The organism is Psychromonas marina, from assembly GCF_030161115.1.
Classification (GTDB): Bacteria; Pseudomonadota; Gammaproteobacteria; order Enterobacterales; family Psychromonadaceae; genus Psychromonas; species Psychromonas marina.
Genome location: NZ_BSPQ01000021.1, coordinates 45,442 through 57,374 on the forward strand (window position 1 = coordinate 45,442; position 11,933 = coordinate 57,374).

11 protein-coding genes are annotated in these 11,933 nt (G+C 35.8%); 8 read left to right on the top strand and 3 right to left on the bottom strand.

Going from position 1 to position 11,933, the window contains the following annotated elements:
• Positions 1-211 precede the first annotated feature (211 nt).
• Together QQK09_RS17475 and QQK09_RS17480 are read right to left on the bottom strand one after the other, a co-directional pair.
• Positions 212-1,315: a phosphoribosylaminoimidazolesuccinocarboxamide synthase gene (locus QQK09_RS17475; RefSeq protein WP_284205463.1), complete on the bottom strand. Its 1,104-nt coding sequence runs from the start codon at positions 1,313-1,315 to the stop codon at positions 212-214.
• A 116-nt stretch (positions 1,316-1,431) separates the two neighbouring features.
• Positions 1,432-2,271 carry a DUF3014 domain-containing protein gene (locus QQK09_RS17480; protein WP_284205464.1) on the bottom strand — a complete coding sequence of 280 codons (840 nt, stop codon included), beginning with the start codon at positions 2,269-2,271 and terminating at the stop codon, positions 1,432-1,434.
• 440 nt (positions 2,272-2,711) lie between these two features.
• Between QQK09_RS17480 and QQK09_RS17485 the strand changes: the two genes are divergently transcribed.
• The 4 genes from QQK09_RS17485 (at position 2,712) to QQK09_RS17500 (ending at position 5,361) form a co-directional block, all read left to right on the top strand.
• Entirely contained in the window at positions 2,712-3,032 is a 321-nt protein-coding gene (locus tag QQK09_RS17485) for a hypothetical protein (protein ID WP_284205465.1), read from the top strand.
• Between the two features lie 99 nt (positions 3,033-3,131).
• Complete coding sequence (locus QQK09_RS17490; RefSeq protein ID WP_284205466.1) at positions 3,132-4,403, top strand: O-acetylhomoserine aminocarboxypropyltransferase/cysteine synthase family protein; 1,272 nt, start codon at positions 3,132-3,134, stop codon at positions 4,401-4,403.
• 123 nt (positions 4,404-4,526) lie between these two features.
• The gene (locus QQK09_RS17495; RefSeq protein ID WP_284205467.1) at positions 4,527-4,685 is read left to right on the top strand and encodes a YqaE/Pmp3 family membrane protein; all 159 of its coding nucleotides are present in this window, start codon (positions 4,527-4,529) and stop codon (positions 4,683-4,685) included.
• A gap of 172 nt (positions 4,686-4,857) precedes the next feature.
• The gene (locus QQK09_RS17500; protein WP_284205468.1) at positions 4,858-5,361 is read left to right on the top strand and encodes a prepilin-type N-terminal cleavage/methylation domain-containing protein; all 504 of its coding nucleotides are present in this window, start codon (positions 4,858-4,860) and stop codon (positions 5,359-5,361) included.
• Positions 5,362-5,466: 105 nt separating this feature from the next.
• Here the strand turns inward: QQK09_RS17500 and QQK09_RS17505 are convergent, their stop codons facing one another.
• On the bottom strand, positions 5,467-6,204 hold the full coding sequence (locus QQK09_RS17505; RefSeq protein ID WP_284205469.1) for an SDR family oxidoreductase: 738 nt from the start codon (positions 6,202-6,204) through the stop codon (positions 5,467-5,469).
• Positions 6,205-6,799: 595 nt separating this feature from the next.
• Between QQK09_RS17505 and QQK09_RS17510 the strand changes: the two genes are divergently transcribed.
• From QQK09_RS17510 to QQK09_RS17525, 4 genes are all read left to right on the top strand, one after another.
• A complete protein-coding gene (locus tag QQK09_RS17510) occupies positions 6,800-7,804 on the top strand; it encodes an ABC transporter substrate-binding protein (protein WP_284205470.1) in 1,005 nt (334 codons plus the stop codon).
• 59 nt (positions 7,805-7,863) lie between these two features.
• Positions 7,864-8,757, top strand: coding sequence for an ABC transporter permease (locus tag QQK09_RS17515; protein WP_284205471.1), 894 nt, complete (start codon positions 7,864-7,866; stop codon positions 8,755-8,757).
• Positions 8,757-9,980 (top strand): quaternary amine ABC transporter ATP-binding protein, encoded by a 1,224-nt coding sequence (locus QQK09_RS17520; RefSeq protein ID WP_284205472.1) that lies wholly within the window; start codon positions 8,757-8,759, stop codon positions 9,978-9,980. Before QQK09_RS17515 ends, QQK09_RS17520 begins: the two co-directional genes overlap by 1 nt.
• A 787-nt stretch (positions 9,981-10,767) precedes the next feature.
• On the top strand, positions 10,768-11,853 hold the full coding sequence (locus QQK09_RS17525; RefSeq protein ID WP_284205473.1) for a TRAP transporter substrate-binding protein: 1,086 nt from the start codon (positions 10,768-10,770) through the stop codon (positions 11,851-11,853).
• Positions 11,854-11,933: the final 80 nt, after the last annotated feature.

The following is an 11,933-nucleotide window of genomic DNA, read 5'->3' on the forward strand; positions in this document are numbered from 1 at the left end:
AAATGAAAACTTAGTAAGGCAACAAGTGCTGTTGAGTGTAAGTTAAAGTTAAAAATTTTTATAAAAATGTATCAATAAGAATTTTAGTTACAAAACTGAGAACGAAATTAAATATAAAATATGCTTAAATATTTAAAGCTTGTAGAAAAAAGCAGAAAATTAATTCTGCTTTTATGTAGATAAGTTTTGAGAAGAAAATCAGTTAAAAAACTTAATCAATCAAACCATACTGTTCACGTAGTATTGTTACTATTTCAGCTTTAGGGTTTTCACTAAGTACAATTTCTTTACCAATTATTTTTTCTGCAATACCAATATAGGTTTCAGAAATTTTCATTAATACATCTTCTGGCAATGCATTATTTTTTGCTAACGCAAAGCGTTCTGCCATGCGATCTTTATTTAATAAAATATCAGGATCAGGGAAGTGCTTTAATAAAAGTTGACGGAAATCTTCTTTAGAATTTTCAACAATCTTTCCGTCCCTAAATGCAGCGCCATCCCAAATTCGAGAAGAGTCTGGTGTACCCACCTCATCCATGTAAATTAACTTTTCATTACCTGCTTTATCATTCACGTAACCAAATTCAAATTTTGTATCTACAAATATCTGATCAAGCTTTTCAAGTTCAGTACTAATGACTGCAAACGCATCTTTTAATAGTTTCTCATAGAAATTAATATCTGATGGTTTGGTAAAGTTAAACGCTTCAAAATTATCTTCGATATTTTGACGTGTAATATTTACGTCATCAACTGCTTGGACACCCGGGATACCTTCTAAAATACCTTTGGTAGAAGGAGTGATAAGTAGCTCAGGTAATTTCTGATTATTCGATAAACCTTCCGCGATATTGATCCCACAAAATTCACGTTCACCCTTTTCATAAGCGCGCCACATAGATCCAGTAATATATTGACGAGCAATCGCTTCTATCATGACAGGTTTTGCTTTTTGTACGATCCAAACAAATGGGTGTGGGATATCAAGAATATGGCTATCTGCTAAACCTTGTTCTTTAAACAGTTTGAACCAATGATTGGAAATGGCATTAAGTGCAGCGCCTTTTCCTGGCACACCATTCATGCCACCTTCACCATGCCAAATACAATCGAATGCAGAAATTCGATCGCTAATTACCATAATAGCTAGTGGTGCATCAGCAGGAACATCGTAACCTTTTTCTTCAATTAGACGTTTGCTGTCCGCTTCAGTTAACCAGTAAACGGAACGTACTTTACCACTATGTACAGGTTTATGAGTACGGATTGGGAGATCGTTATTCACGGCTAACACTTTATTGGCAAGACTCATAAAAAATATCCTTGTTTTACGTCAAATACAGTTATTAAAAATTTGAGACGCAAGTTTAGCAGATAAATAATCAGTTATCCTGTCAATATTAATGCTAATTTACTTAACGTAACTCGTTATAATTGCTCTAATTCATTTTGAATTTGTGCAAGTTTAAGTTGTATTTTTTGTAAGTTATCTGGTCCCATTCTAAGCATTAATTTTTGCGTATCTGGCAATGTTTCTAAATTTTCATCTGCGTATTTGTAAATAACTGAAGGGGAGTTAAGTTCTATGTTGTAACGAATGATCGGCGTATCCAACACTTCCGTTATCGCTTTATTAAAGGTATCTTGAAAACTACCTTTCTCGTAACCAATATCTTGGTATGCTTGATCAATCAATGGTGTTAGTTGAGAGTATAAGGAAATAAAATTTTCGACATCAATATTATCGACAAGTTGAGCATAATTATCGTAACGTTGATAACTTTTACTGTCCATAATCAGTATGTTTTTCACTTCTTTGATAGAAAATGGTTCGCTCGGTGTTAACAACGGACTGAAACTAGTAACTAATTCACCTCTTGAAAAATTATCGATAAAGACAACAACATTACTAATAATATCATTCTGAACAATCAGTGATGTATCACCTACAACCTTTATATTTTGCAACACAAACGGATCTGATTCATGTAAAGCGGGTAGTGGTTCAGCATTTTCTGTAGTTGTATTTGTTTGCGGGGTAGGTGGCTTTATTGTTACGACTTGTGCTAATTTTTGGGGTTGTTGGTCCACATTTGATATTGCTGATATTTCATCTGAATGAGACACTTGTTTATTATCTTCGACAACATCAGCCTCTGAAAAATGATCGATCAGATAAGGACCAAGCCCACCTCCAATCAACACCACACCAACTGAAACGATAATGACCTTAAGTAATTTATTGTCACTTCTTTTTTCTATTGTCATTAGTTAACACCTAAATAATTAATTTAAAATATTGTGTCAAAAAGCTAACCTAAAAGCTAATGGATACTGCATAAAGTGTTATCTTAACCTGCTTTATATTCACGTAAGTGCAAGGTAAGTATAGGTTTTTTCCTAATCACACAACTGACAGCGTATGTATTTTAAACACAAGAGTCTTACAGCCAGTGAACATGGTACTGTGAGGTGTATATGAATAAAATGAATGATTTAATTGTTGGTCAAATATCGCACCAAAATATACTTAAATACAAGCGAAGTGTGTAGTTATTGTTCGCAGGTGATGTTTGTTTATCAACCTTTTAATAGAAATGTTTCATTGGGAATACTTGTTTTGAATAAAAATAAAACGATATAATCTTCTAATTCAATAGATTAAGATGATATTATTTAATTTTAATCTATTCAAAAAGACGGAACTAATGAAAGAAACATTAAAATCACTATCAGATATTATTGCCCAATCCAATGATCTTTTTTATGAAAAAAACAGTAAGTTAGATACTGTTATTGGCATCATGGATAAAACTCTTCGCAAGCAAGGAATGAAAGCAGATGCGATTAGTGTTGATTGTATTCCTTTAAATAAAAAGATAGTTTTTTTAGTCTATGATGAAAAGCCACAACAAATCGACATTGCATTTGGCAATAAAGCGGGTGACATTAGCTCAACGGCACAAATACCGATAGATGAACTAACCATTGAGAAATGTATTGAGTTTATGGTCGAATACTTTAAATAATAATTACATTATTAATTTAACCTAACACGCAAAATTTAAGGCTATTAATCGGTAATATCATCTTCGGTTTTCATATTTAGTTAATTAAAAAGGATAGTTATGCAATTAGAATCATTAGCGTTACATCATGGATACGAGTCAGAAGCAACGACTAAAGCGGCCGCAGTACCTATATATCAAACAACCTCTTATACGTTTGATGATACGCAGCATGGCGCAGATCTTTTTGACCTGAAAGTACCAGGTAATATCTATACACGTATTATGAACCCAACAACCGATGTACTAGAGAAACGGGTTGCAGCGATGGAAGGTGGAATAGCAGCGCTTGCAGTTGCATCCGGCATGTCTGCAATTACTTATGCCATCCAGTGTATTTGTGAAGTGGGCACAAATATTGTGAGTACGAGTCAACTTTATGGTGGTACTTATAATCTTTTTGCACACTCGTTACCAAAACAAGGTATTGAATGCCGAATGGTTTCCTTTGATGATTATCAAGGGTTTGAAGATGCTATTGATGATAATACGCGTGCCATTTTTTGTGAATCTATCGGTAATCCTGCCGGAAATATTGTGGATTTAGAGAAACTAGCCAACATCGCGCACAAGCATGGTCTACCACTGATTGTAGATAATACAGTTGCGTCGCCGGTTTTATGTCGCCCATTTGAATTTGGTGCAGACATTGTCGTACATTCATTAACGAAATATATCGGCGGACATGGTACATCCATCGGTGGAATCATTGTTGATTCTGGCAAGTTTGATTGGGTTGCAAATAAAAAACGCTTTGCCGTACTTAATGAACCAGATCCTTCTTATCACGATGTCATTTATACAGAAGCGCTAGGCGCTGCTGCTTATATTGGTCGTTGTCGTGTCGTACCTTTACGTAATACCGGTGCAGCTATTTCTCCAATGAACTCATTTCAGATCATGCAAGGTTTAGAAACCTTATGTTTACGCATGGAACGTCATTGTGAAAATGCAGAAAAATTGGCAGCCTATTTATCCGCTCATGAAAAAGTAGAATGGGTAAATTACGCAGCACTTGAAAATAGCCAATACTACGAAACATGCCAAAAAATTTGTGCCGGAAAGGCTTCTGGAGTTTTAAGTTTTGGTATTAAAGGTGGAGCCGAAGGAGGCGCTAAATTCATTGATGCGTTAAACATGATATTACGCTTAGTTAACATAGGAGATGCTAAATCTCTTGCATGTCATCCTGCTTCTACAACACATCGTCAACTAAATAATGACGAGTTAAAAGCGGCGGGTGTAAGTGAAGAATTGATCCGAATCTCAGTCGGTATTGAAAATATAGCTGATATTATTGCAGACGTCGAACAGGCGTTAGGAAAGGTTTAACCTTTTAAAGTAGCATCAAACAATAGATGCTACTTATTTTAAAATCAATGGCTAACAATTACAAATTTGATTGCTACAATTATTAAATATAGTTTTAATCACTCTTAATTATAGGGAAGTACAATGAATCAACTAATCAATATTATTATCTGTTTTTTATTACCACCTGTTGCAGTTTTTTTAAAACATGGTGTAGGCAAAGATTTAATTATTAATATTATATTAACAATTTTCTTTTTTGTACCCGGCATTATTCACGCTTTATGGTTAACAACAAGATAACTTTTAATGGTGATCTGTATAAAACCTCGACATATTATTGCAATGTAATATACAAATAAATCAGATATAATTTCTACTTATCGCCGCATTAAAGTTACGTCGTTATGCTGAAAATTAATTTGACTACTTATTCATTAAGTAGTCATGTTTAATCTATCTAAAGGATGTTAGTTTGATTAAAAGTCGTGGTTTTACACTCATTGAATTAGTTATTGTGATTATTATATTGGGGATATTAGGGGCAGTTGCTGCGCCAAAATTTTTAAATTTAAGGGATGATGCAGAAAAAGCTACCTTTGCAGGTATTGCAGCCGCATTCGAATCGGGTGTAAGACAAATACATTATGCATGGTTAATACGTGGCAATAACCAAGCGGTGCAAGACTTTATTCAAGTATCAGACGTCGAGTATTTAACTGTTAATGAATTTGGTTATCCTGCTGATACACGAGGTGTTAGTAAAACATTAAACTCACAAGCTGATTGTGTCGATGTCTGGCGAGCGGTAATGCTCTCATCGGGAGCAGAAACAGAAGATACACGCGATTTAACAGACTCAACTGAGTTCACTACCGTATACAACCGTAATTTTGACTGTACTTATACCTATAATGCACAACCCGATTTGAATGTTTATTATAATTCTAATAATGGTGAAGTTATCGTTTCTAAATAGTAACTATTTAAGTATATGAGGAACATATTCGAGCAGATTAGCCTCATAAAATGAGGTTGTTGTCTGAGGCTAATTTGATTAAGTCGTTACAAATTGATTTAAATATTAATGACCATTTAATAAACCACCATCTATTGCGATACTCTGCCCTGTGATATAAGCACCTTTTTCCGACGCGAGGAAAGTCGCTAAATCAGCTAATTCAGATGGTTCAGCTAATCTGCCTGCAGGTATCATTGCTTTAATTGTTTGATCTGAAAGATTTAAAGATTTTAGTCTTTGAGTGCTCGTGTAACCGGGTAACAGACAATTGATCGTAATCCCAAAAGCTGAAAACTCGTTCGCAATTGATCGCGCTAAACCGGGTAAACCCGCTCTTAATCCATTTGAGGTTGTTAAACCGGCGATCGGTTCTTTTGCTGCAACCGAAGTCACTAAAATTATTCGTCCATAATTGTTTGATTTCATGATTGGAAGTATTGTTTTAATTGACTCAACAGGGCTCATCCAAAGGGATTGAAAATCCTGTTGCCATTGCTGATCCGATACTTCAAGAAAACTGCCTTTTTCAGGACCACCTGTATTGGTCACAAGTATGTCAATTTGGCCAATTCTTTTTATTAATTTATCAATTAACTGCTTTGATGCAAGCGGTACTGACAGATCACAAACTTCATATCCAGCGGCACCAATTTCGTCACAGCAGGCTTTTAGTTTTAACTCAGAACGAGAGCAAATATATACTTCGACACCCTCATTAACCAGTGACAAAGCGATCGCTTTTCCGATGCCTGTACTGCCACCCATTACCAACGCTTTTTTATTATTAAGGTTTAAATTCATGATATCTCCAGTTGTAAATTAATAGCCAGTATAGGAATAATTTAATTTTGTCGACAATAAAAGACGAATAAAATGAATGTTATATATTATTTTGTGATGTTCATTGGTTAAATTTTCGAGGTACGGCAGGTCAGTTTTTATAAGGTAAGTATCACATAAATGCTCGATAGGTAGCCAATATTATTTAGATAGAACATATATCATGTTTAAATTGTGCGCACTTGTTGTATTAATACTAAGCTAGTAAGCGGTGTAAATGTAGGCAGTTATGATAATTAGGATTATTTAAAAGAATTAATTCTAATTATTTTAACTTTTATTTGTCAGTTTTTATTTGTTATTTAGGTGTGGTTATTACTCCATTGGTTTAATAATGCTTATGGGGTAACCCTATGCTCTAGCCAAGTCAGAGCAAGTTTTAGCAAGTTTTTCTGCAATTTAATAAATAATTTGAATGACCTCAAGTTCACCTACTCTCGAACAGCAAAATTCCCCTGTACTGTGATTACAAGGTTGTTTGCTGTAACCTATATAATTGCTTGTTATGTAAAAGATAAATAATTAGCCCTAAATTTAAATTAATAAGGATATTAATATGCGTAAATTTCTCTCTAGTTCTGTATTGCTTGCATGTGCATCATTGTCTATGAATGCCAATGCTAATGAATGTGGAAAAGTCACTATTGCTGATATGAACTGGAACTCTGCAACTCTTATTGCGAACATCGATAGATTTATACTTGAACATGGTTTTGATTGTGATGCTGAATTAGTACCTGGTGATACTATGCCTACTGGTGCATCTATGATTGAAAAAGGCCAACCTGATATCGCTCCTGAATTTTGGAGTAATTCCATGAAAGAAGCCTTAGATAAAGGGGTACAAGAAGGGCGTATTCGTTATGCCGGTACAACGCTTTCAGATGGTGGTGAAGAAGGATTTTGGGTTCCTGCTTATATGGTAGAAAAAGACCCATCGCTTGCAACTATTGCTGGTGTTAAAGCCAATGCAAAACTATTTAAACATCCTGAAGATCCAAGTAAATCTGGATTTATGGGCTGTCCTGCAGGTTGGAATTGTCAAATATCTTCTAGCCAACTATTTACTGCATTAGGGCTTGAAGATGCTGGGTTTGAACTATTAGATCCAGGTTCAGGTGCTGGTCTTTCTGGTTCAATTGCAAAAGCATATGAACGCCAAGAAGCATGGTTTGGTTATTACTGGGCGCCAACATCGGTTCTGGGTAAGTATAAAATGGTTAAGGTTGATTTTGGTTCAGACGTTGACAGCAAACATTTTAAAGAGTGTATTACTCAAAATGATTGTTTAACACCAAAACCTACCATGTACCCACCTTCAAAAGTTGATTCAGTTGTCACTGAAGCGTTTGCAAAGAGAGCGCCTGAAGCAATGTCATATCTTGCAGCGCGTTCGTTTAGTAACGCACAAATGAACATTTTGTTAGCTTGGATGGAAGATCAACAAGCTGATGGTGAGTATACGGTTGAACATTTTTTAACTAATTATGAAGATACTTGGTCAAAATGGGTTGATACGGAAACGGCACAGAAAATTAAAAAAGCATTGTCAGAACTTTAATTAAGTCATCTCTATAAGCCCAGATTATCTGGGCTTTTTTTTATAAGGAAATAAATAAAATGTCAGACAAGTCATGGCTGTCGGAAATCCCGCAACTTGATCGTCACCAATTATTAGATATCAGAAAAACACTAGACGGTGCTTACCGTAGCTTCTCACGTGAATATGGTGATAATATCGAAGCTTTCTTCGATCCTCTTCTTAGCTTTCTTATTTGGTTTGAAAAATTATTGTTAAATAGTCCTTGGTGGTTAGTGATCGCTGCATTAGCTATTTTTGCTTATCTAGCAAGTCGTTCATGGAAATTAACACTGGGTGTTGTTGTCGCTTTTTTCATGATAGGTTTTTTAGGAATGTGGGAAAATACGATGCGTACCATGAGTATTATTACCGTATCTACTTTACTCGCAATTATACTCGGCGTGCCAATAGGCGTCGCGATGGCGCGTTCTAACAGGGTTCAGTCAATTGTTACACCTATCCTTGATATAATGCAAACCATGCCAGCATTTGTATACTTGATTCCTGTCGTTATGTTGTTAGGAATAGGTAAAATTCCGGGTGTTATTGCGGTTATTATTTATGCGATACCACCTGTTATACGTTTGACAAATCTTGGTATTAGACTGGTAGATAAAGAAGTATTAGAAGCTGCTACTGCTTATGGTGCTAATTCTATGCAACGCTTATTTGGTGTTCAGATCCCCTTAGCGATGCCTAATATCATGGCAGGTATCAACCAAACAATTATGATGGCGCTTTCTATGGTTGTTATTGCGTCGATGATTGGTGTTAAAGGACTAGGGCAACCGGTGTTAAAATCGATTACTAATCAATATTTCACATTAGGCTTGCTGAATGGATTGGCGATTGTCGCAATTGCGATCATTTTTGACCGACTATCTCAAAGTTATGCAAAGCGTACACTGCAAAATTTTGGAGGTAATGAATAATGAGCGACAATGAAAATAAAGTACCATTGATGCGTATTAAAAACTTGTACAAAATATTTGGGAAAAATGAGAAAAAGGTACTTGAGCAAGTTAAAGCGGGTAAAAGCAAAGAGCAAATTTTAGAAGAAACAGGTCATACTGTAGGCTTATCAAATATCAACTTAGATATTTATCCTGGTGAAATATTCGTGATTATGGGGCTTTCAGGCTCAGGTAAATCGACATTAATCCGTCATTTTAATCGCTTAATAGAACCAACTGCGGGTGAAATTGAAATTGCAGGTAGTGATGTCATGAAGCTTGATGAAAAAGAGCTCCAAGGTTTTCGCCGAAATAAAATGTCAATGGTATTTCAACGTTTTGGTTTGTTACCTCACCGTACTGTACTACAAAATATTGGTTACGGGTTACAGGTTCAAGGTATTGCAAAAGATGTTCGTGAAGATAAAGCAACTGAATGGTTAAATACTGTTGGACTGAATGGTTATGCAAATCAGTATCCGGCGCAATTATCTGGTGGACAACAGCAACGTGTAGGTCTTGCTCGTGCCTTATGTACTGATGCGGATATCTTATTAATGGATGAAGCCTTTTCTGCACTTGATCCGTTAATACGGAGTGAGATGCAGGATCAACTCATCGAGTTGCAAGATAAATTACATAAAACAATTGTATTTATTACCCATGATCTCGATGAAGCGTTACGTATTGGCGATAAAATTGCAATTTTGCGCGATGGTATATTAGTCCAACAGGGGGAGCCTGTAGATATTTTACTTAACCCTGTTGATGACTATGTAGAAGCATTCGTAAAAGATGTCAATCGTGCTCGCGCCTTAACCGTAGAAACGGTAATGCAACCGCAAATATGCCGTATCTCTTCCGAAACAATTGGTGAAGCAGTGTTACAAATGCGTAAATCAAAACAAGATTATGGCTACGTTGTTAATGATGACGGCTATCGTGGATTAATTACTCAAGAGACACTAGAGAATGTAGAAAAGGGTGAATACGATAATGTCATCGATGCCTCATTACTTGAAGATGTTCCTTCTGTTCAAAGTGATGCTTTGCTTGAAAGTGTTATTCCAGACATGATTGATAATGAGCATCCATTACCCGTATTAAATGCTGAGGGTGAAGTAGAAGGGCATTTATGTCGCACAACACTTGCTGAAGTGTTAAGTGATCAGCCAAGTGTTGATAATGATGTGAAGAAGTGACAAACCTTTTAACTTGATAGGTTATATATTAGCTAGGTGTTGATAACGATTAATTTCAATGCTTGGCTAATGTTCATGCAAAATAAAGCCTTGGAGCTTCAGGTATTTTAGAAAGTGTTAAAACATTTTAATAATAATTAATAATAATCAATCTAAAGCTTCATTAAATTTAACCGCCTTAAAAGTCATTTTCTGACAATTGACACATTTATATTTTTCTTCATTTCTATGGGTAAATAACCGTTCTTTTAGTGAGCGATGATGCTTTAAAATAGGCAACGGCTCCCCACAATATTTACACGTATGCATAATACTCTCCCTGTAATAGCCAACATTAATATAATATCAATCAATGTTTTAACCATCTTAATCACCCATAAATAAAAGTCAATTAAAAACAAAATAAAGATCCCGCCTGCCAGTGTGGTTTTGTTTTATTAACAATGCGCTACCTAGTTAACTTAAAATTTAGCACATGCTTAGCATTTACATTTTATATTTACACTTATTATTAATATATCTGTTACGACATTTTAGATTATCTACTATTAATGTTAGCTCAATTAATCAGCCACATTTTCTACATTCAACATAAAGTGACCGCCGTCAAATTTAATATACTAACTGGGTCTATGTCAAAAAACAGAGTATAAACGATGAAAAATCAATCGATTAATTTGCTAGTTGGTAACAATTGATTAACATCATAGTGACTTATTGTAATAGGTTAATTTTATAAATTATTAACATGTCGTTATGTGGCATCGCTACTATCAAGGAGAACAGAATGCAGTTAAAAAAGTTAGTCAAACATTTAGCAATAGGTTTGTCTATTGCAGGAACACTTTTTACCCCGTTTGTAGCCAATGCTGCAAAAGCGGAGCATAAATGGAAAATGGTGACCACTTGGCCAAAAAACTTTCCTGGTTTAGGTACTGGGGCAAATGAGTTAGCAGCATTAATTAATGAAATGAGTGCCGGCCGTATTCAAGTCAAAGTATATGGGGCAAAAGAACTTGTAGGGGCGTTAGAAACGTTTGATGCAGTCTCTCGTGGTACAGCAGAATTAGGCCACGGTGCAGGCTATTACTGGAAAGGTAAAGTGCCTGCAGGGCAGTTCTTCACTGCGGTGCCTTTTGGGTTAACCGCTCAAGAGATGAATGGTTGGATATACAATGGTGGTGGATTAGCGTTATGGCATGAAGCTTACGAACCCTTTGGTATTGTTCCAATGCCTGCAGGTAATACTGGTGTGCAAATGGGGGGCTGGTTTAATAAGCGTATTGATAGTCTCGCAGACCTTAAAGGTTTGAAGATGCGTATTCCCGGTTTAGGTGGTGAAGTGTTAAAACGAGCAGGCGGTACGCCGGTCTTATTACCAGGTAGTGAAATTTTTCCTGCATTACAATCAGGTACCATCGATGCAACAGAGTGGGTAGGTCCTTATAACGATCTTGCATTTGGCCTTAATAAAGCCGCAAAATACTATTATTATCCAGGATGGCATGAGCCAGGTTCAACAATGGAAGTGCTAATTAATAAGAAAGCATTAGAAGCGCTACCAAAAGATTTACAATCAATTGTGTTAAATGCAACTAAAGTTGCCAATGCTAACATGCTGGCAGATTACACTACGCGAAACAATGCTGCTCTTGAGCAATTGGTTAATAAAGGAGGGGTAGAGCTATTACCGTTCCCGAAAGATGTCATAACACAGTTAAAGGCACTATCAGCTGAAGTTGTTATGGAAGAAGCACAAAAAGATGAAATGAGTAAAAAGGTTTATGCTTCTTATAAAGCCTATCGTGACCAAGTGATTAAATGGCACGCTATCTCAGAGCAATCCTACTTGAATGCAAGAAACCCTGAGTAGTTCCGATAAATCAGCTAATCCAATCACCTAATGGATTAGCTGTTCTTTTTTATAGGGCTATTTAAGACATAGTCCCATTT

Coding starts and splice junctions, on each gene's coding strand:
- QQK09_RS17475 (WP_284205463.1), bottom strand. CDS start 1,315: ATGAGTCTTGCCAATAAAGTGTTAGCCGTGAATAACGATCTCCCAATC.
- QQK09_RS17480 (WP_284205464.1), bottom strand. CDS start 2,271: ATGACAATAGAAAAAAGAAGTGACAATAAATTACTTAAGGTCATTATC.
- QQK09_RS17485 (WP_284205465.1), top strand. CDS start 2,712: ATGAAAGAAACATTAAAATCACTATCAGATATTATTGCCCAATCCAAT.
- QQK09_RS17490 (WP_284205466.1), top strand. CDS start 3,132: ATGCAATTAGAATCATTAGCGTTACATCATGGATACGAGTCAGAAGCA.
- QQK09_RS17495 (WP_284205467.1), top strand. CDS start 4,527: ATGAATCAACTAATCAATATTATTATCTGTTTTTTATTACCACCTGTT.
- QQK09_RS17505 (WP_284205469.1), bottom strand. CDS start 6,204: ATGAATTTAAACCTTAATAATAAAAAAGCGTTGGTAATGGGTGGCAGT.
- QQK09_RS17510 (WP_284205470.1), top strand. CDS start 6,800: ATGCGTAAATTTCTCTCTAGTTCTGTATTGCTTGCATGTGCATCATTG.
- QQK09_RS17515 (WP_284205471.1), top strand. CDS start 7,864: ATGTCAGACAAGTCATGGCTGTCGGAAATCCCGCAACTTGATCGTCAC.
- QQK09_RS17520 (WP_284205472.1), top strand. CDS start 8,757: ATGAGCGACAATGAAAATAAAGTACCATTGATGCGTATTAAAAACTTG.
- QQK09_RS17525 (WP_284205473.1), top strand. CDS start 10,768: ATGCAGTTAAAAAAGTTAGTCAAACATTTAGCAATAGGTTTGTCTATT.